This is a genomic window from Neorhizobium puerariae (genome assembly GCF_042429745.1).
Lineage (GTDB): Bacteria > Pseudomonadota > Alphaproteobacteria > Rhizobiales > Rhizobiaceae > Neorhizobium > Neorhizobium puerariae.
In genome coordinates, this window is the sequence record NZ_JBHMAA010000077.1 from 87,738 (window position 1) to 107,038 (window position 19,301).

Consider the following 19,301-nt stretch of genomic DNA (forward strand, 5'->3'; position numbering starts at 1 on the left):
CCTGATCATTCGTGCTCGCATGTCGTCATTCCGAAACCGGTTCCCGCTTTCAGGCGCGATGCTTTAGTCATTCCCTCTTCCGCCAAGCTATGCTAACCCGCCGCCATCTTTTGATGGCGCCCGGTTTTGCGGCGCATTTTTGAGGAGAGACCGATGGCCGTCGTTTCCAAGAAGATCCCTGCTCCCGACCGTGTCAATATCCGCACCGCGCTGCTGTCGGTTTCCGACAAGACGGGGATCGTCGAACTTGCCCAGGCGCTCAGCGAACAGGGCGTAAAGCTGCTTTCGACGGGTGGCACGCACAAGGCGATCACCGCGGCCGGCCTGCCGGTTATCGACGTCTCGGAAGTCACGGGTTTTCCGGAAATTATGGATGGTCGCGTCAAGACGCTGCATCCGACCGTGCACGGGGGGCTTCTCGCCATCCGCGACGATGCGGACCATGCGGTGGCGATGAAGGAACATGGCATCGAGGGTATCGATCTTGCCGTCATCAACCTCTATCCGTTCGAGGAAGTGCGGGCCGCGGGCGGCGACTACCCCACGACGGTCGAGAACATCGATATCGGCGGCCCTGCGATGATCCGCGCATCGGCAAAGAACCATGCCTATGTGACGATCGTCGTCGATCCGTCCGATTATCCGGCCCTGATCGAGGCATTGCGCACCAATGACGGCCAGACGGTCTACGCATTCCGCCAGAAGCTGGCGGCAAAAGCCTATGCCCGCACGGCGGCTTACGACACTGCAATTTCCAACTGGTTTGCGGAAGCGCTGGATATCGAAATCCCTCGATACCGTACGATCGGCGGCGTCCTGAAAGAAGAAATGCGCTATGGCGAAAACCCGCACCAGAGCGCCGGCTTCTACGTCACCGGCGAAAATCGGCCTGGCGTCGCGACCGCCAAGCTGTTGCAGGGCAAGCAGCTTTCCTACAACAACATCAACGACACGGATGGCGCATTCGAGCTGATCGCCGAGTTCTCGCCGGAAAAGGCGCCGGCCTGTGCGATCATCAAGCATGCCAATCCGTGCGGCGTGGCGACCGGCCCCACGCTGAAAGACGCCTATCTGAGGGCGCTTGCCTGCGATTCCACATCCGCTTTCGGCGGCATCATAGCGCTCAACCGGCTTCTCGACGGGGAGACGGCCGAAGAGATCGTCAAGCTGTTCACGGAAGTCATCATCGCGCCGGAAGTCTCCGAAGAAGCGAAGGCGATCATCGCGAAGAAGCCGAACCTGCGGCTGCTCGTGACCGGAAGCCTGCCGGACCCACGCTCGCGCGGCATCACGGCGAAAACGGTTTCCGGAGGCTTGCTCGTCCAGACCCGTGACAACGGCATGATCGAGGATATCGATCTGCGCATCGTCACCAGGCGTGAGCCGACGGCTTCCGAACTCGAAGACATGAAATTCGCCTACAAGGTGGCGAAGCATGTGAAATCCAATGCCATCGTCTATGCCAAGGATGGCCAGACGGCGGGAATCGGCGCCGGTCAGATGAGCCGTGTCGATTCCGCCCGCATCGCCGGTATCAAGGCGGAGGAAGCCGCCCGGGCCATGGGCTGGGCCGAGCCGATGACAAAGGGTTCCGCAGTGGCATCGGAGGCCTTCTTCCCGTTCGCGGACGGTTTGCTGTCGGCGATCGCAGCGGGTGCAACGGCCGTGATCCAGCCGGGCGGCTCGATGCGCGACGACGAGGTCATCGCCGCCGCCAACGAGCACAACGTTGCCATGGTCTTTACCGGCATGCGCCACTTCCGGCACTGATCAGGCGGGTATCTACCCGGCTTGGGTCTTATTCGATCCATCGGCCGGGTAGGGTGTGGCGAGAAGCAGGATCAGGCCGGCTAGCAGGAAGATGATCAATGTCGCCATGCCCAGCCGTGCCGAACCGCTGGCATAGGTCGTCATCGAGAAGAACAGGGTGGCAAGAAAGCTCGTCGCCCGGCCGGACAGCGCGTAAATGCCGAAATAGCGGCCTGCTTCCGAAAGGCTGACGCTGCGGGCGAGATAGGATCGGGACGAGGCCTGGACCGGGCCGAAGGCGATGCCGATCAGCAAGCCGAAAAGGACATAGGCTTTTTCCGCGGCGGTGCCGAACAGGCCGCCGCCGTCTTCTGCCGAAAGGGGCAGAAACCCGAAGAAGACGAAGCCGGGGCCGGTTGAAATGATGCCGAGCGTTGCGACAAGCAGCAGGATCAGGCTGGTGGCGACCACGATCTTCGAGCCGAGCAGGCGATCGAGCCAGCCGGCGGCAATGCATCCGAATATTGCCACGACATTCAGAATGATCCCGTAGATACCGATCTCGAGCGTCGCCCAGCCGAACATGCCGGCGGCAAAGGTGCCGCCGAGGATGAGCAGGCCGTTGACGCCATCCTGATACAGCATGCGGGCGAGCAGGAACCGCGCGATGCCTGTACGCTTTCCCAGTTCCCGCAAGGTGCCGCCGAGTTCGCGAAAGCCCAGCCGAACGGCCTTGCCAAGCGGTGCGCCCCTGCCCGCATCGGGAGTGAACAGGAACATCGGCAGGATGAAGAGGAAATACCAGAAGGCCGAAATAGGCCCGGTGATGCGTGCGTCCTCACCGAGATGCGGGTCGAGGCCGAGGAGCGGCGGCAGGCCGATCAGCGTCACGCCGGTATCCGGATTGGCGGCGAGCAGCGTCACCACCGCGATCAGCACGATCATGCCCCCGAGATAACCGAGCCCCCAGGCGATATTGGAGATCTTGCCGACCTCATCCCGCGAAACCAGCCGCGGCATCATCGAATCGTTGAAGACGGTCGAAAATTCCGCGGCGATCGAAGCGAAGATCATGAAGATGACCGGCCAGATGATCGGCGAACCCGGTGCGGCAAACCAGAGCGATGCGACGCAGGCGATCTTGATCACTGCGAAAAAGGCGATCCAGGGTTTGCGCGGCCCGGACTGGTCGGCGATCGAGCCAAGGATGGGGGATAGGATGGCGATGACGATCGACGAGATCGTCGCCATGTTGCTCCAGGCTGCCTGCGCGGAAACCGGATCGTCCGTCAGGCGCGCGACGAAATAGGGGCCGAAGATGAACGTCGTCACGACGGTAAAGAACGGCTGGGCTGCCCAGTCGAAGAGCATCCAGCCCCAGATGCCGCGCCGGCTCGTCTTCGCCGGCGCATTATCCATGTGAGAAACGTTCATTTTTTCCCCGGATCAACCCTTTTTCCTGTGGTGCCCTACATCGCTCCGGCATGGGCAAGGTCATTGAGCAGACCGGCTGCGACGGTGATCTTCGGAAGCGTCAGGTCGCCGCTTTCGCTGAGGGATACCAGTTCCGTGCCGATGCGGTTCACCCGCACGCGGTCGCCGCCATGCCACGCCTCTACCGGTTTCTTCTCCTTCGGATGCCCGGTCAGGGCGGCGATGACGATATCGCGCCGGGCCGAGGCCATTTGTTGCAGGCTGCGGGAAAGCGCCAGGCTTTCGTAGTGATCCGAGGTGCTGATCCGTTTGCCGGCTCCGATGAGCCGGTCGACCCGGAAGGTTTCGGTCACCGTAAAATAGCTCTCCGTGGCGCGCGCCATGTTTTCGCCGGTGCGGTCGGCGATCAGCATGATCTCCGGCACGAGGACGAGGGTCGAGAGCAGCGTGATCTCACGGGCAAGGGAAGCCGGAACGCCTTGTGCTTCCAGTTCGGTTGCACGGGCGGCGGTTTCCACCGCGCTGGCGCCGTTGATCGAGGAACGCAACCCCTTGATTGCGGCCTTGAGCCGGCCCATTGCGCCCTCCATGTCGCCGGTGCCGACCTGCGTCTGGAGGATGAGCCGGGTGGCTTCCGCAAAGACCTCGCTGGTCTTGGCATATAGATCGTTCTGCGTCTGGCCGGCGATCTTGCCGTCCAGCGCGTCGATCTCCGCCCAGAGCTTCGGCAGATCGAAACTGTCGCGGGCAAGGAAGGAAGCCTTCACGACATTGGCCGCCGTGGCCCCCGTCATGTCGCTCATCTGCTGCACGAAGCCGGGGCCGCCGCGATTGATCGCTTCGTTCGCCAGTACTGTGGCAATGATTTCGCGATGCAGGCGATGGTTTGCGATATCGGCAGCATAGGCCTTCTGCATCTTGGCCGGGAAATAGGCCTTCAACACCGCCGAGAAATAGGGATCGTCCGGAATGCCGCTTTCGATCAGGGCATCGAAGAGCACGATCTTCGAATAGGAAAGCAGCACGCCGATTTCCGGCCGGGTCAGCGGTCTGCCGGAAATGTAACGTTCCGCCAGTTCCGCATCGTCGGGCAGGGTTTCCACCTTGCGGTTCAGATGCCCCTGGGCTTCCAGCACGGACATCAGGCGCGACAGCTCTTCCCGGTTGGCGGCGCCCTTCCGTTCCGTCAGGGAGATTGCCAGCGGCTGCAGATAGTTGTTGCGCAGGACGAGGCCGGCGACCTCGTCGGTCATCGAGGCGAGAAGCTGGTTCCGCTTCTGGCGGGTGAGACGATCGTCCTGCATGGCCGGATTCAGCGCGATCTTGATGTTGACCTCGACGTCGGAGGAGTTGACGCCCGCGGAATTGTCGATGGCGTCGGAATTGCAGCGGCCGCCGGCGAGCGAATAGGCGATACGGCCTCTCTGGGTCATACCGAGATTGGCGCCCTCGCCGATCACCTTTGCACGCACGTCGCCCGCCGTGATCCGGATCGGGTCGTTGGCGCGATCACCCACTTCCGTGTCGGTTTCGGAGGTCGCCTTGATGTAGGTGCCAATGCCGCCGAACCAAAGCAGGTCGACGGGGCTCTTCAGGATCGCCATCATGATCTCGAAGGGCGTAGCGGTCGTCTTGTCGATGCCGATCGCCGCTGCCGCTTCCCTGGTGAGCTTCACCGATTTTTCCGAGCGGGAAATGATCATCGCTCCTTCGGACAGAGCCTTGCGGTCATAATCCTGCCAGCTCGACCGGGGCAGCGCGAACAGGCGTTCGCGCTCGGAGAATGACTTTTCAATATCCGGATCGGGATCGATGAAGATGTCGCGGTGATCGAAGGCAGCCGTGAGCCTGATCTTGCGCGACAGCAGCATGCCGTTGCCGAAGACGTCGCCGGACATGTCGCCCACGCCGGCAACCGTGAACGGCGTTGTCTGGATGTCGATATCCCTTTCGCGGAAATGCCGCTTCACGGCTTCCCAGGCACCACGGGCGGTGATGCCCATCTTCTTGTGGTCGTAGCCGGCAGAGCCGCCGGATGCGAAGGCGTCGTCCAGCCAGAAGCCGGCCTCCTGCGCCAGGCCATTGGCCGTGTCGGAGAAGGTCGCGGTGCCCTTGTCGGCTGCAACGACGAAATAGGGGTCGTCGCCATCGATGCGGATGGTGTTTTTCGGCCCGGCCACCTCGGCGCCGGCGATGTTGTCGGTGATGGACAGCAGGGTGCGGATGAAGGTCTTGTAGGCCTCCTTGCCCGCATTGAACATCTCGTCGCGCGAGCCGCCGGCAGGCAGCATTTTCGGGAAGAAGCCGCCCTTGGCGCCGACCGGGACGATCACGGCATTCTTGACCTGCTGCGCCTTCACGAGGCCGAGAATCTCGGTGCGGTAATCCTCGCCGCGGTCCGACCAGCGGATGCCGCCGCGCGCCACCTTGCCGAAGCGAAGGTGCACGCCTTCCACCTCGGTGCCGTAGACGAAGATCTCACGGAATGGGCGCGGTTCCGGCAGCCCGTCGAGCTGCTTCGGATCGAGCTTGAAGGCGAGCATCCTTTTCGGTGCGCCGTCGGCGTCCTGCTGGAAATAGTTGGTGCGCAGCGTCGCATCGACCGCGTTGACGAAGCGCCGGAACGTGCGATCCTCGTCGAGGTTCGGCACCTTGGACAGGGCCTCCTCTATCTCGGCATGGCAATCTGTAAGCTTCTTCAAGCGCGGCTTTTCGCCGATTTTCGGATCGAAGCCATCGCGGAAAAGACGGAAGATGGCAGCAGAGATAGCCGGGTATTTCGTCAGCGTATCGGCAATGTAGTTCTGCGAATAGACGATGCCGGTCTGGCGCAGGTAGCGGGCATAGGCTCGCAGCACGGTGATTTCACGGGCGGACAATCCGGCGAGCAGGACGAGCCGGTTGAAACCGTCGTTGTCGATCAGGCCGTTGAAGGCGGTCAGGAAGGCCTCTTCCAGTAGCGGCCCCTCGCGGGACAGGTCGATTTCCCTTGCATCGTCGAGCTGCAATTCCATGTCGTGCAGCACGACGAGCCTGCTTTCCGGGCCGACATGGATTTCGAACGTCTGCTCGCTCACGACATGGAAGCCGAGGTTTTCAAGCAGCGGCACGCGGCGGGAGAGCGACAGGTGCCGATCCCTGTGGAAAATTTTCAGCGATACGATATTCGCGGCATCCGTCGGGCGGCGGTAGAAGGCGATGCGAATGGTCTCATCGGCTGCGCAAGCGGCAATGTCGGGCAGGTCTGCAAAGGTTTCTTCAGCCGAGAAGGTCTCCTGGAAGGCCTGCGTAACGGAAAGGCGCGGGCCTTCCTTCGCGAATGCGGCAAAGCGTTCCTCCCAGGGCGTGGCGATGAGCCGGATAGCCTCTTCGAGTTTCGCCTGAGCGACCCGCGGCGTCTTGCCGCTGCGCCGGCCAATGATGATATGAACGCGTGCAACGCCCCCTTCGGGAAAAGCCGGGTAATAGGCCGAGACGTGGCCGTCATAGATGCCGGCAAGGTAGTCGCTCACCTTTTCGCGGACGAGCGAATTGTAATCCTCGCGCGGAACATAGACGATGACGGACACGAAGCGGTCGAAGTGGTCGATACGCGGCAGGACCCGGACCCGGGGCCGCTCGCTGAGCTCCATGATCTGCTCGCAGAACCTTGCAAGCAGGTCCGGATCGATCTGAAAAAGGTCGTCGCGGGGATAGGATTCCAGGGTGTTTTCCAGCATGCGGCCGGAATGGCTGTCGGGATCGAAGCCGAAATGTTCGTCGATCCGGGCCGCCTTGGCGCGCAGCAGGGGAATGTCGCGGACGGAATGCGTGTAGGCCGTTGCCGTGAAAAGGCCGACGATGCGCAATTCGCCGACGACCTCGCCTTTCTCGTCGAAACGCTTGACGCCGACATAGTCCATGTAGGCGCGGCGGTGCACGACCGATTTCACATTGGCCTTGGTGACGATGAGGAAATCCGGTCCGTCGAGGAATTCGAGGATTTCCGGGGTGGTCATCACCGCATCCTTGCCCTGGCGCAGGACGAGGACGTCCGGGTCCGACAGGATGCCCAGGCCTCGCCCCTTGCCGCGCTCGACCTTTGCTTCCGCGCCCTTGCCCGAATAGACATATTCGCGCATGCCGAGGAACGTGAAATTGTCGTCGCGCAGCCATTCCAGGAAAGCGAGCGCTTCATCCCTATCGGTTGTGCGGCGGCTCGTCGAATTGTCGAGCTGCTTGGCGGCGCCTTCCAGCACTTCCAGCATGGAGGCCCAGTCGGTGATCGACAGATGTACCTGATCGAGAATGTAGCGAATACGCTCGGTAAGGGCGGCCGCCTGTTCCTCGCCGAGCGGTGCGATGTGAATCTGGATGAGGCTCACATGGTGAGCCGGATTCCCGGGCTGCTCGTTGGAGCGCAGCACCGGCTCCTTACCCGGCTCCAGGAGAAGGATCGGGTGAACCGCCATCAGCAGATCGCGATGCGTCGCGGTGACTTCGCCCATGACGGAGTCAAAAAGGAAAGGCATGTTCCGGTCGACGACGGTCAATATCGAGACCGGTATGCCGTTCGGCGCGACGCCCGGGACAGTTTCCACCGTGATGTCCGCCCGGACCCGCGTCCAGGCGTTCAGCCGCTCTGCCGCATGGCTGGCCGACAAGGCCAGCATCGCGGGCGTATAGCTCTCGAGGTCGTCACTGCTGGCCCGGCTGAACAGAATGGATGGATCGAGATGGGGGCCTTTGCTTTCGTCAGTGATCTTGCGCGCGCTTTCGATTTGCTTTTCCCGTTTCGGATTCTGTCTGGCGGCCATGCCCTCTCCCCTTTTCCCTTCAAAGACCGAGTCATCTCGTTTCTGTCATCTTGCCGCAACATGGCGCTTCCATGTCGGTGCAGCAGAACCTACACGTTCCATTCTTCCGTGAAGCCTTGTTGACATAGCTGAGCGAAGAACCCATCAACAGACCCATCGAAGCCGGAAACAGACCCCATGCAGGATACCAGCAACGCCGTCATCGTCATCTCCAGCCATGTGGTGCGGGGTTCGGTTGGCAACAGAGCTGCCGTCTTCGCGCTGGAAACCCTTGGTTTCCCCGTTTGGGCGATGCCGACCATCGTCCTCCCCTGGCATCCCGGACATGGGCCTTCCACGCGCCTAACCTTTCCCGAATCAGACTTCGACAAAGCTATAGACGATCTCATTCGCGCGCCATGGCTTGGTGAAGTGAAAGCCGTGCTGACCGGTTATTTCGGCAATGCGGCCCAACCGCGTTCGGTGGCGCGGCTCGTCCGGGCATTGAAAGAGAAGAATCCCGATCTCCTCTATGTCTGCGATCCGGTCATGGGCGATCTCGGCGGGCTCTATATTCCTCAGGCCACCGCAGAGGCGATCCGCGACGAGCTTATTCCGCTGGCCACCATCGCAACGCCGAACCGTTACGAACTGGCCTGGCTGTCAGGAGCGCCGCTGGAGACCAACAACGCGATCATGGATGCAGCCATCGCTCTCGGGCCGCCGCGCATCCTGGTGACTTCGGCCGTGCCGATGATGGCGGGCGGAACCGGCAATCTCTATCTCACGGGCAAGCACGCGCTGCTTGCCGAACACCGGCTGATCGACAATCCGCCGAACGGCCTTGGCGATCTCCTGAGCGCGCTTTTCCTTGGACGCGTCCTGGCCGGCATGGACGAGGAAAAGGCGCTGCAGCTCGCCACGGCCAGCGTTTTCGAGATTCTCGCCCGCACGGCCAAGCGCGGCGGCGATGAGTTAACGCTCGAAACGGACGCGTCCAGCCTTTCCGCTCCCATGGCGATGGTGCAGATGCGCCGGCTCGTGCATCCGCTGCAGCAGATCAAGCGTTGATCCGTCGTCCATGTTCGCGATTGCACAATGACCGTTGATCTTCGCCGGGCGGCACTGTAATCCTTGAGCCATGACGGACTTTCCAGAAAGACTGCTGGCGGGTTACCGCAACTTCATGAACGGGCGTTACAGCGACGAACGCGACCGCTATCGTGTCTTGGCGGAAACCGGCCAAAAGCCACACACCCTTGTCGTTGCCTGTTGCGATTCCCGCTCTGCGCCGGAGACCATCTTCGATTGCGGCCCCGGCGAGCTTTTCGTGGTGCGCAACGTCGCCAACATGGTGCCGCCCTACGAGCCGGACAGCCAGTTCCATGCGACGTCGGCCGCTCTCGAATATGCGGTCCAGGTGTTGAAGATCCGCAATATCGTGGTCATGGGGCATGGCCGCTGCGGCGGTATCCAGGCGGCGCTCGATCCTGCGGCCGAACCGCTGTCGCCTGGCGATTTCATCGGAAAGTGGATGAGCCTCGTGCGGCCGGCCGCGGAGCAAATCCAGAGCAACGAATTCATGACCCAGTCCGAGCGTCAGACGGCGTTGGAGCGGGTTTCCATCCGCAATTCGATCGTCAATCTCAGGACTTTTCCCTGCGTCCAGATTCTGGAGCAGCGGGGCAGCATGCATATCCATGGCACCTGGTTCGATATTTCGACCGGGGAGCTCTGGATCATGGACGCCAAGGGCGATTTCGTCCGCCCGAATCTGGACGGACCATTGCCGGACGCCGAGCAGGCGTCGGCCTGAACGTTCAGCGGGAGCTGGTCTGCACGCCGTCGATCTCGGCGCCGATATAGGCAATCGCCCGCTGATAGACGGAGGCGGCGTTCCAGCCCTGGATGGCGGCGAAGTTGGGTTCTCCTGGCTGGTAACCTGCGCCGGCCCTCCACCCATGGCCACGCAGGAAGTTGGCGGTCGAGGCGAGCGCATCGGCGCGCGAGCGGACCATGTCGATATGGCCATCGCCGTCGCCATCGGCACCGTAGCGTACCACGTTCAGGGGCAGGAACTGGGTCTGGCCGATTTCGCCGTGGGCTGCGCCCCGGGCGGACGTGCTCAGGTCACCGCGGGCGACGAGCTGGAGAGCTGCGTTAAGCTGCTCCGTGAAATAGGCGGAACGACGGCAGTCATAGGCTAGGGTTGCAACGGCCGACAGCGTATGCTGGTTGCCCATGAAGCCCCCGAAGCCGGTTTCCATGCCCCAAATGGCGAGCAGGGGGCCGGCGGGAACGCCATAGCGGCGCTCGATCGAGGCAAAGAGCGCTGCATTGCCGGACTTCATGCTCTTGCCGCGGGAAATGATGGCGGCGCCGCCACGCTTCCTCATGAATTCGTCGAAGGACAGCTTGAAGCTCTTCTGCCCGCGATCGGCGCGGATCGTCTCGCGATTGTAGGAGACGCTCGCGAAAGCCTTTTCAACGACGGACGGGCTGATGCCATTCGAAGGGGCGACGCGCTTGAATTCCTCGACCCAACGGGCGAAGCCGGAGGAATCGTTGCCGCATTGGAGGGCGGCCAGCGCTGGCGTGCCTGCCGAAAATCCGGTTGCGATCAATGCTGTCAGAAGAAGCTTCTTCATGCGGTAAACCCGTCCTGAGCCGGACCGCTCCATCATGAGCGTCCAGAGTGTCTATTTGGCCTTATGCCCATGGTTGCGGATATTCGCAACTCATCCGTTCATGAACAGTTCGTGAAGTGCGATGATTCGCGGGAGCCCCCGACCATGTCTGGCGGGGGTTCTATCGGAACATGCTTAATAAATTTATTACCGATCAGGCTGCTGCCTTGCGCGGCTTGATCAGGCCGCGGTTGACGAGAAGCTCGGCGATCTGCACGGCGTTCAGCGCGGCGCCCTTGCGCAGGTTGTCGGAGACGACCCAGATGTTGAGGCCGTTTTCGACCGTCGCATCCTCACGGATGCGGGAAATGTAGGTAGCGTCTTCACCGGCGCATTCGTACGGTGTCACATAACCGCCGTTCTCGCGCTTGTCGATGACGAGGCAACCCGGGGCTTCGCGCAGGATATCGCGGGCCTGGTCGGCGGTGATCTCGTTCTCGAACTCGATATTGACCGATTCCGAATGCCCGATGAAAACCGGGACGCGCACGGCCGTGCAGGTCACCTTGATCTTCGGGTCGAGCATCTTCTTGGTTTCAGCGAGAACCTTCCACTCTTCCTTCGTATATCCGTCTTCCATGAAGACATCGATATGCGGGATGACGTTGAAGGCGATGCGCTTGGTGAACTTCTTCGCTTCGATCGGATCGGCCACGAAGACGGCGCGGGTCTGGGTGAAGAGCTCGTCCATGCCTTCCTTGCCGGCCCCGGAAACCGACTGATAGGTCGAGACGACGACACGCTTGATCTTGGCGAAGTCGTGCAGCGGCTTCAGCGCGACGACGAGCTGGGCAGTCGAGCAATTCGGGTTGGCGATGATGTTCTTCTTCGGGAACCCCTCGATCGCATCCGGGTTTACTTCCGGCACGATGAGCGGCACCTCGGCATCGTAGCGCCAGGCGGACGAGTTATCGATGACGATGCAGCCCTGCGCGCCGATCTTCGGAGACCACTTCTTGGAAACATCGCCGCCGGCCGACATCAGGCAGATGTCGGTATCGGAGAAATCATAGTTTTCGAGATTGGAAACCTTCAGCGTCTTGTCGCCGAAAGAGACTTCTGTGCCCTGCGAACGGGCGGAAGCCAATGCCACGACTTCATCGGCCGGGAAGCCCCGCTCCGCGAGAATGGACAGCATTTCCCTGCCGACATTGCCGGTTGCGCCGGCGACTGCGATCTTGAAACCCATTTTATGCTCTCTTTCTGTCTCTCCTCGATCCGGTGAGGGGGAAGCCGCGCGGTTGAGGTCGCGGTATTCCTGGTCCCCGGCCTTGCCGGGGAGAGAGCGGCGGGCCAGAGACGTCAGACGGTTTTCGTCGTCGTTTTGGCCTTGGTTTTGGAGAAAGCGGAAAAACATGCCCGCTGCGCGGCCTGGCCGGCCGGCAGTGCAGAGTGAGCGATGTCGAATTCGCAGGCACGCATGGGTGTTTTCCCTTTCGCGAAGCTGTTTAGAAGATTTTCGCAATGAGTCAAGCGAGCTCGATATCGTGCTGCGTTGCATTGCCATCATGACGCGCTGCAACATCAGGGTTGCTCGGGAAGCGGGATATTAGACGAAAGTCATAATCCCAAAGCATCTCTCTTCCTTTGTCCCGAATTCTGCCAATCTGCGACAATGCGTCGCCATATTCGTGTCCAGGAGGGAAAGGGCGCGGAACCGGCGCGTAAGTTTCACATTTTGGGAGGACGACAATGGCAAATGTCGCAACGACTGCCGGCGTAAAAAGCGGCAGCATGACGCGGGAGGAGAAGAAGGTCATCTTCGCTTCCTCGCTCGGCACTGTTTTCGAATGGTACGACTTCTATCTCTACGGCTCGCTGGCAACGTTTATCGGCGCGGCCTTCTTCAGCCAGTATCCGGAAACGACCCGGAACATCTTCGCGCTGCTGGCTTTCGCCGCCGGCTTCCTCGTTCGTCCCTTCGGTGCGCTGGTCTTCGGTCGCCTGGGCGATCTCGTCGGCCGCAAATATACCTTCCTCGTAACCATTCTGATCATGGGTCTTTCGACCTTCCTCGTCGGTGTCCTTCCCGGCGCAGCTTCGATCGGCATCGCGGCTCCGATCATCCTTCTCCTCCTGCGCATGCTGCAGGGCCTGGCTCTTGGCGGCGAATACGGCGGTGCCGCAACCTATGTGGCCGAGCATGCGCCGCATGGAAGACGGGGTTACTTCACTTCCTGGATACAGACGACGGCGACCCTCGGTCTCTTCCTGTCGCTGCTGGTCATTCTCGGCGTTCAGATGCTGCTCGGCCGTGATACCTTTGCTGCCTGGGGCTGGCGCATCCCGTTCCTGGTCTCGGTCGCCCTGCTCGGCGTATCGGTCTGGATTCGTCTGAAGATGAACGAATCCCCGGCGTTCCAGAAGATGAAGGAAGAGGGCAAGGGTTCCAAGGCGCCGCTGACGGAGGCCTTCGGCCACTGGAGGAATGCCAAGGTCGCGCTTCTGGCCCTGTTCGGGGCCGTCGTCGGGCAGGCCGTCGTCTGGTACTCCGGCCAGTTCTACGCCCTGTTCTTCCTGCAGAACATCCTGAAGGTCGATGCACAGTCGGCAAACATCATGGTTGCCGTCTCGCTCCTCATCGGCACGGGCTTCTTCGTCTTCTTCGGCTGGCTCTCCGACAGGATCGGCCGCAAGCCGATCATCATGGCCGGTCTTCTGCTTGCCATGCTGACTTATTTCCCGCTGTTCAAGGCGATGACCTGGGCCGGCAACCCGGCTCTGGCACAAGCTCAGGACACGGTGCGCGCAACGGTAACGGCGGCGCCGGGCGACTGCAAATTCCAGTTTAACCCGACCGGCACCGCCAAGTTCACCACGTCCTGCGATATCGCCACCTCGTACCTGACGCGCAATTCGGTGCCCTATGACGTCGTTGCCGGCCCGGCCGGTCAGCCCGCCACGGTCAAGATCGGGGATGCGACCATTGCCAGCTACGATGCGATCGCCGCAGGCGCCGATGCCAAGGCGAAGGATGCAGGGTTCCAGAAGCAGGTCAACATTGCTCTTCAGAGCAGCGGTTATCCGCTCGCACGCGCTGCGACCAAGGTGCCCGATGCCAAGCTGGATGCTTTCATTGCGGCCAATCCGGAACTCAAGCTCGATGCCGCCGCCCTCCGCGCCGGCAACAAGACCGTGGTTCCGGGCGCCGACCTCGTTTCCCAGAAACTGCTGACCGCGCAGGAAGCCACCGGCGTAACGGAAATGGCGGTGTACACCGTCGCGAATTCGGGGGCCTTCTCGATGGTGGCAGATCCGGCCCGGGTCAACTGGGTGACGATCATCGCCATCCTGACCGTTCTGGTCATCTACGTCACGATGGTCTATGGCCCGATCGCCGCGCTGCTGGTCGAACTCTTTCCGACCCGCATCCGCTACACCGGTATGTCGCTGCCCTATCATATCGGTAACGGCTGGTTCGGCGGCCTCCTGCCGGCAACGGCCTTCGCCATGAGCGCGGCCAAGGGCGATATCTATTACGGCCTCTGGTATCCGATCGTCTTCGCGGGCCTCACTCTGGTGATCGGCCTGCTGTTCCTGCCGGAAACCAAGGACCGCGATATCCATGCGGAATAGGCCTAGAGCGCCGTGCGTCCTTTGGGACGCACGGCGCTCTAACTTATTGAATCTACGCATCGTGCTTTCCGAAAATCGATTCCGATTTTCGGGCCGATACTGTAGCGCATAATCCGGCGGACCTTCAAGGAGAAGACCCGGCACAGTAAACTGTGCCGGGTCTTTCGTTTTTCATTCGGCTTTTTCCTCAGGCACCCGCTTTTGCGGAGCGCCGCGTGGCGGCGGGAGCGTGCCCGTCCAGTCGGGCCGCATCACCAACGGTATGGGACGGCGCAGGGTCGGCCAGCCGTCGGGCTCTTGCCGGAACAGCAATCCATGACGGGCGAATACGATCGCCGTCATGATGGAAAACCAGGCGCCGATGGAAAGGCCGGCGATCACGTCGCTTGGATAATGGGCGGCAACGATGACGCGGGAGAAGCCGAGCCAGAGGCCCATGATCAGGAAAAGCAGGCGATAGGGTGGAGCAAGCAGGGCCATGGCCATGAGGAACGCGCCGACCGTCGTGGAATGGCCGGATGGAAAGCTTTCGAACCGGGCGCCGGAAAAGGGATTGAAGCCGTGGGAGGTCCATTGTTCGTAAAGAACCGGGCGGGCCCGGCCGATGATGCGTTTCGTCAGGTTGACGAGAAGGCCCGACCCGGCGACCGAAACGAAAACGTAAAATGCCATGTGGCTGACGAGCATGGCCTGGAAGCGGGCTTTCAGGGTGGGGGCCAGTCGTATGACGGCCAATGCCTCGAAGAACAGAAGCGCGCTTCCAAAAAGAATCCAACCCGATTTCCCGAGATCGGTAATGGTATCGCCGAACGGTTTCAGCAGGTTCGGCGTATGGGCCGCATAGGAGCCGACAGGCGCATCGAGCAGGAAGAAGGCGATCAGGATCAGGTTGACCGCGACCAGCGCATAGGGCCACCAGCGCGGCGACGGTGGACTTGAACGGTAGCGATAACGGCGGTTTCTGAGTTTCTCGATTATCCGTTTCATCAGCCTCTATCCGTGGGCAGGTTCATTCCTGTTTTCTCGCAGGTGCCCGATATGGGGTATCGAAACGGCAAAGACCAGTCGCGGGAGCCGGGTCTTCTCGTCCTGCGACGGAAAGACCCGGCGGCATCGTGTTCAAACGGAACCAAAGACGTTTTCGGCTCCGTTCGGCCATGCCGTCACCAGACATGGTGATGGTGCGATGTGCCGCAATGTGTCAGGCGGAAAGGCTTACAAACTCCTTGAGGATCGCATCGCCCATTTCGGACGTGCCGACCCTGCGGCAGCCTTCCGCCATGATGTCGCCGGTGCGGATGCCCTGGTCGAGCACGTTGGCGATCGCCTTTTCCAGGTTGTCGGCTTCCTTCACCATGTTGAAGGAATAACGCAGGCACATGGCGAACGAGGCGATCATCGCGATCGGGTTGGCGACGCCCTTGCCGGCGATATCCGGCGCCGAACCGTGGACCGGTTCGTAGAGCGCCTTGCGCTTACCGGTCTTCGGATCGGGCGCGCCGAGCGAGGCGGAAGGCAACATGCCGAGCGAGCCGGTCAGCATGGCGGCAACGTCGGACAGCATGTCGCCGAACAGGTTGTCGGTGACGATCACGTCGAACTGCTTCGGCTGGCGCACGAGCTGCATTCCGCCGGCATCGGCGAGCATGTGCTCGAGCTTCACGTCCGAATAGGTACGTTTGTGGGTTTCGGTGACGACCTGGTTCCAGAGCACGCCCGACTTCATGACATTGCGCTTTTCCATGGAGCAGACGGCGTTGCGGCGGGTCCGGGCAAGCTCGAAGGCGACACTGGCGATGCGCTCGATTTCGTAAGTGTCGTAGACCTGCGTATCGATGCCGCGCTTCTGGCCGTTGCCGAGATCGATGATCTCCTTCGGTTCGCCGAAATAGACGCCGCCGGTAAGTTCGCGGACGATCAGGATGTCGAGGCCTTCCACCAGTTCCGGCTTCAGCGAAGAAGCGGAGGCAAGCGCCGGATAGCAGATCGCGGGGCGCAGGTTGGCGAAGAGTTCCAGGTCCTTGCGCAGGCGCAGGAGGCCTGCTTCCGGACGAACCTCATAAGCAACATGATCCCATTTCGGACCGCCGACAGCGCCGAAAAGCACCGCATCCGCGGCCATCGCCTTGGCCATGTCCCCTTCCGAGATGGCGGCGCCATGGGCATCGTAAGCGCATCCGCCGACCAGGCCTTCATCCAGTACGAAGTCGGCTTTCATGGCGCTGTTCATGTGAGCGATGATCTTGCGGACTTCGCCCATGGCTTCGGGGCCGATGCCGTCGCCGGGAAGAAGGAAGAGGTTCTTTGCCATATCTTGTGGTGTCCTTGCTCTCTTGTTTCCGCATGCCGTTTTCCCGGAAGCGGATTTCCGCTTTCGGGGCCGCATGCGTCAGCAGGCTCACCATTCTCCCGCGCGGGATTTCAGACCCGCGCCTGGTTAAACCCCGTCCGAGCCTGCCGAAGGACGAGGCCGGAAAGGTTCAGGAACTGCCAGCGCCAATCCGGGCAGTCACTTCGATCTCGATCTTCATTTCCGGCGTGGTCAGGCCGCAGACGACCATGGTCGCAGCCGGGCGGATCTTGGAAAAGGTGGCGCCGAGCACGTCGACCACCGCATCGTAATCGGCCATGTCGACGAGGTAATAACGTACGCGCACCACATCCTGAAGGCCGCTGCCGGCCTCCTTCAGTGCTTTTTCGATCGTGCCGAGCGCATTGCGGGTCTGGGCTGCGACGTCTTCCGGCATTTCCATCTTCGCATAGTCGTAGCCGGTCGTGCCGGAAACATAGACCATGTCGCGGTCCACCACGGCACGCGAATAACCAATCCGCGCTTCGAAGGGTGATCTGGAGGAGATCCGCTTGACCATCAGGAGGTTCCGGAAATCAGAGCCAGGGACGCTCGGTGCGAATCTTGTTCTCGAAACTGCCGATTACTGCATCGCTCTTCAGCGTCGAAGCGATGTCGTCCAGTCCCTCGAGCAGGATGTGGCGGCGGCCGGGATCGATGTCGAAATGAATCGAACCACCATCCGGCCCGGTGATTTCCTGGGCTTCCAGGTCGACGGAAAGAATGGCGTTCGCACCCCGCTCGGCATCGTCCATCAGCTTGTCCAGGTCTTCCTGGCTGACGACGATCGGCAGGATGCCGTTCTTGAAACAGTTGTTGTAGAAGATGTCGGCGAAGCTCGTCGAGATCACGCAGCGGATGCCGAAATCGAGAAGCGCCCAGGGCGCGTGTTCGCGGGAGGAGCCGCAGCCGAAATTGTCGCCGGCCACCAAGATCTTGGCGTTCCGGTAGGCGGACTTGTTCAGCACGAAATCCGGGTTTTCGGAGCCGTCTTCCTTGTAGCGGGCTTCGGCGAAGAGGCCCTTGCCAAGGCCGGTACGCTTGATCGTCTTGAGGTAGTCCTTGGGAATGATCATGTCCGTATCGACGTTGACGACCGGAAGCGGCGCAGCAACGCCGGTGAGCTTGGTGAACTTTTCCATGATCTGCCTCCACATGGACTTATCTGCGGAAGCTGCCATAAAGCAAACCAGCGCGAATTTGAAGGGCTGTTTGCTCTCAACCGGTACGTCGGCGCGCCGAAAACCGGCGCATTGGCGCCTCTTTCATCACTGTTCGGCGATCAAAGGTCGATGATCGTGCCGCGGCCGTCGTTCCAGACACGCATTTCGCGCTTGCCAGCCTTCGCACGCACCGGAACCGGCTTCAGCCGCGCTGAAAGTACCCGGCCGAGGGAAAGAACCGCGAGGATACCGGCAAAGGCTACAGTCAGGGAGGCCGTCAGAAGCGCGGCCATGGCGAGCACGGCGATTGCCGATACGATGACGAAAAATGCGCGAATGTTTTGCATGGTCCAAACCTTTCTCACCGAGGAATGTGGGCCCTCCCGCCCTTTCTTGCAAGGGGTTTTGCACGGAACGGTATTGCCGCAGGCTTAAAAGATTGGCACAAAGCCGTGATGATCGCCTTGACCGACATCAATTCTGCGTCCGTTCGCCTTCGCCGCTCGATCCTGAGCGTGCCGGCCGGCAATACAAGGGCATTGGAAAAGGTGCATGGCCTCGGCTGCGATGCGGTGATCTTCGATCTGGAAGATTCCGTCGCACCGGAAATGAAAGCCGAAGCCCGGAACAATCTGCGCCGGCTTTTCAAGGAAAGCCCCCTTAGGAACCGGGAAACCGTTATCCGCATCAATCCGCTCGATACCCCGTTCGGCAGGGCCGACATGGACCTCGTGATCAAAATATCGCCTGACGTGGTGCTGGTTCCCAAGGTCGAGCGTGTCTCGGAAGTGCAGGCGGTGGCGGATATCCTCTCCGAGGCCGGCGCTCCGGACGATCTTGCCATATGGGCGATGATCGAGACGCCGAAAGGGGTACTGAATGCAGCCTTGATCGCCGGCGCAGACGAGCGGCTCGGCTGTTTCGTCGTCGGTCTCAACGATCTGCGCAAGGAGACCGACGTTCTGCCGCAACCCGGCCGTGCCTATCTCGTTCCCTGGCTGATGCAGATCGTGCTCGCCGGCCGTGCCCAGGGCATCGATGTGGTCGACAGCGTCTTCAACGATTTCAGGGATGCGGAAGCGTTCGACGCCGAATGCGCCCAGGGCCGGGCCATGGGCTTTTCCGGCAAGATGCTGATCCATCCCGCCCAGATCGAGCCCGCCAACCGGCATTTCGGCCCCGATCCGCGGGCTGTCGAAGAGGCGGAGGCGATCATTGCCGCTTTTGCCGAGCCTGAGGCGCGGCATCTCAATGTCATCAACCTGGACGGCAAGATGGTCGAACGCCTGCACCTTGTCGAGGCGGAGAAGCTTGTCGCCAGGGTGCGAGCCATCGCTGAACGAAAGAAAACGCCATGAAACTCTATCGCCTCCTCACCGGTCCGGACGATTCCTCCTTCTGCCACAAGGTGACGGCCGCGCTGAACAAGGGTTGGGATCTGCACGGCTCTCCGACCTATGCCTTCAACGCCACGACCGGCCTGATGCAGTGCGGCCAGGCCGTCACCAAGACCGTGCATGGCAAGGAATACGATCCCGAGATGAAACTCGGCGAGCAATAAGGCCTG

Annotated in this window: 15 protein-coding genes; 6 read left to right on the top strand and 9 right to left on the bottom strand. The window is 61.3% G+C overall.

Annotated features, from left to right (window positions below; genetic code table 11):
• The first annotated feature begins 153 nt into the window (after positions 1-153).
• Positions 154-1,770 (top strand): bifunctional phosphoribosylaminoimidazolecarboxamide formyltransferase/IMP cyclohydrolase, encoded by a 1,617-nt coding sequence (gene purH / locus ACFFP0_RS31425; RefSeq protein WP_377266162.1) that lies wholly within the window; start codon positions 154-156, stop codon positions 1,768-1,770.
• A 12-nt stretch (positions 1,771-1,782) separates the two neighbouring features.
• On the opposite strand, the gene ACFFP0_RS31430 is transcribed toward purH, so the two are convergent.
• Positions 1,783-3,183 (bottom strand): MFS transporter, encoded by a 1,401-nt coding sequence (locus ACFFP0_RS31430; protein ID WP_377266163.1) that lies wholly within the window; start codon positions 3,181-3,183, stop codon positions 1,783-1,785.
• A 35-nt stretch (positions 3,184-3,218) separates the two neighbouring features.
• Positions 3,219-7,979, bottom strand: coding sequence for an NAD-glutamate dehydrogenase (locus tag ACFFP0_RS31435; RefSeq protein WP_377266164.1), 4,761 nt, complete (start codon positions 7,977-7,979; stop codon positions 3,219-3,221).
• Between the two features lie 177 nt (positions 7,980-8,156).
• On the opposite strand from ACFFP0_RS31435, the gene pdxY reads away from it, so the two are divergent.
• Both pdxY and ACFFP0_RS31445 read left to right on the top strand, forming a co-directional pair.
• The gene (gene pdxY / locus ACFFP0_RS31440) at positions 8,157-9,029 is read left to right on the top strand and encodes a pyridoxal kinase PdxY (RefSeq protein WP_377266165.1); all 873 of its coding nucleotides are present in this window, start codon (positions 8,157-8,159) and stop codon (positions 9,027-9,029) included.
• Between the two features lie 70 nt (positions 9,030-9,099).
• The gene (locus ACFFP0_RS31445) at positions 9,100-9,774 is read left to right on the top strand and encodes a carbonic anhydrase (protein WP_377266166.1); all 675 of its coding nucleotides are present in this window, start codon (positions 9,100-9,102) and stop codon (positions 9,772-9,774) included.
• A gap of 4 nt (positions 9,775-9,778) precedes the next feature.
• Here ACFFP0_RS31445 and ACFFP0_RS31450 read toward each other — a convergent pair whose 3' ends face one another.
• Positions 9,779-10,606, bottom strand: coding sequence for a lytic murein transglycosylase (locus tag ACFFP0_RS31450; protein WP_377266167.1), 828 nt, complete (start codon positions 10,604-10,606; stop codon positions 9,779-9,781).
• A 193-nt stretch (positions 10,607-10,799) separates the two neighbouring features.
• Complete coding sequence (locus ACFFP0_RS31455; RefSeq protein ID WP_377266168.1) at positions 10,800-11,834, bottom strand: aspartate-semialdehyde dehydrogenase; 1,035 nt, start codon at positions 11,832-11,834, stop codon at positions 10,800-10,802.
• A gap of 503 nt (positions 11,835-12,337) precedes the next feature.
• Here ACFFP0_RS31455 and ACFFP0_RS31460 point away from each other — a divergent pair.
• Positions 12,338-14,221: an MFS transporter gene (locus tag ACFFP0_RS31460; protein ID WP_377266169.1), complete on the top strand. Its 1,884-nt coding sequence runs from the start codon at positions 12,338-12,340 to the stop codon at positions 14,219-14,221.
• 171 nt (positions 14,222-14,392) lie between these two features.
• On the opposite strand, the gene lpxE is transcribed toward ACFFP0_RS31460, so the two are convergent.
• From lpxE to ACFFP0_RS31485, 5 genes are all read right to left on the bottom strand, one after another.
• Entirely contained in the window at positions 14,393-15,208 is an 816-nt protein-coding gene (lpxE, locus tag ACFFP0_RS31465) for a lipid A 1-phosphatase LpxE (protein ID WP_377266170.1), read from the bottom strand.
• 214 nt (positions 15,209-15,422) lie between these two features.
• On the bottom strand, positions 15,423-16,532 hold the full coding sequence (leuB, locus tag ACFFP0_RS31470) for a 3-isopropylmalate dehydrogenase (RefSeq protein WP_377266171.1): 1,110 nt from the start codon (positions 16,530-16,532) through the stop codon (positions 15,423-15,425).
• A 169-nt stretch (positions 16,533-16,701) separates the two neighbouring features.
• Positions 16,702-17,091, bottom strand: coding sequence for a RidA family protein (locus tag ACFFP0_RS31475; RefSeq protein WP_377266172.1), 390 nt, complete (start codon positions 17,089-17,091; stop codon positions 16,702-16,704).
• Between the two features lie 16 nt (positions 17,092-17,107).
• Positions 17,108-17,713 carry a 3-isopropylmalate dehydratase small subunit gene (leuD, locus tag ACFFP0_RS31480; protein ID WP_377266173.1) on the bottom strand — a complete coding sequence of 202 codons (606 nt, stop codon included), beginning with the start codon at positions 17,711-17,713 and terminating at the stop codon, positions 17,108-17,110.
• 140 nt (positions 17,714-17,853) lie between these two features.
• Positions 17,854-18,081, bottom strand: coding sequence for a hypothetical protein (locus ACFFP0_RS31485; protein ID WP_377266174.1), 228 nt, complete (start codon positions 18,079-18,081; stop codon positions 17,854-17,856).
• 108 nt (positions 18,082-18,189) lie between these two features.
• Here ACFFP0_RS31485 and ACFFP0_RS31490 point away from each other — a divergent pair, with 108 nt between their 5' ends.
• Positions 18,190-19,092: an HpcH/HpaI aldolase/citrate lyase family protein gene (locus ACFFP0_RS31490; protein WP_377266175.1), complete on the top strand. Its 903-nt coding sequence runs from the start codon at positions 18,190-18,192 to the stop codon at positions 19,090-19,092.
• The gene (locus ACFFP0_RS31495) at positions 19,089-19,295 is read left to right on the top strand and encodes a DUF1737 domain-containing protein (protein WP_377266176.1); all 207 of its coding nucleotides are present in this window, start codon (positions 19,089-19,091) and stop codon (positions 19,293-19,295) included. Before ACFFP0_RS31490 ends, ACFFP0_RS31495 begins: the two co-directional genes overlap by 4 nt.
• The last annotated feature ends 6 nt before the right edge of the window (positions 19,296-19,301 follow it).

Coding starts and splice junctions, on each gene's coding strand:
- purH (WP_377266162.1), top strand. CDS start 154: ATGGCCGTCGTTTCCAAGAAGATCCCTGCTCCCGACCGTGTCAATATC.
- ACFFP0_RS31430 (WP_377266163.1), bottom strand. CDS start 3,183: ATGAACGTTTCTCACATGGATAATGCGCCGGCGAAGACGAGCCGGCGC.
- ACFFP0_RS31435 (WP_377266164.1), bottom strand. CDS start 7,979: ATGGCCGCCAGACAGAATCCGAAACGGGAAAAGCAAATCGAAAGCGCG.
- pdxY (WP_377266165.1), top strand. CDS start 8,157: ATGCAGGATACCAGCAACGCCGTCATCGTCATCTCCAGCCATGTGGTG.
- ACFFP0_RS31445 (WP_377266166.1), top strand. CDS start 9,100: ATGACGGACTTTCCAGAAAGACTGCTGGCGGGTTACCGCAACTTCATG.
- ACFFP0_RS31450 (WP_377266167.1), bottom strand. CDS start 10,606: ATGAAGAAGCTTCTTCTGACAGCATTGATCGCAACCGGATTTTCGGCA.
- ACFFP0_RS31455 (WP_377266168.1), bottom strand. CDS start 11,834: ATGGGTTTCAAGATCGCAGTCGCCGGCGCAACCGGCAATGTCGGCAGG.
- ACFFP0_RS31460 (WP_377266169.1), top strand. CDS start 12,338: ATGGCAAATGTCGCAACGACTGCCGGCGTAAAAAGCGGCAGCATGACG.
- lpxE (WP_377266170.1), bottom strand. CDS start 15,208: ATGAAACGGATAATCGAGAAACTCAGAAACCGCCGTTATCGCTACCGT.
- leuB (WP_377266171.1), bottom strand. CDS start 16,532: ATGGCAAAGAACCTCTTCCTTCTTCCCGGCGACGGCATCGGCCCCGAA.
- ACFFP0_RS31475 (WP_377266172.1), bottom strand. CDS start 17,091: ATGGTCAAGCGGATCTCCTCCAGATCACCCTTCGAAGCGCGGATTGGT.
- leuD (WP_377266173.1), bottom strand. CDS start 17,713: ATGGAAAAGTTCACCAAGCTCACCGGCGTTGCTGCGCCGCTTCCGGTC.
- ACFFP0_RS31485 (WP_377266174.1), bottom strand. CDS start 18,081: ATGCAAAACATTCGCGCATTTTTCGTCATCGTATCGGCAATCGCCGTG.
- ACFFP0_RS31490 (WP_377266175.1), top strand. CDS start 18,190: ATGATCGCCTTGACCGACATCAATTCTGCGTCCGTTCGCCTTCGCCGC.
- ACFFP0_RS31495 (WP_377266176.1), top strand. CDS start 19,089: ATGAAACTCTATCGCCTCCTCACCGGTCCGGACGATTCCTCCTTCTGC.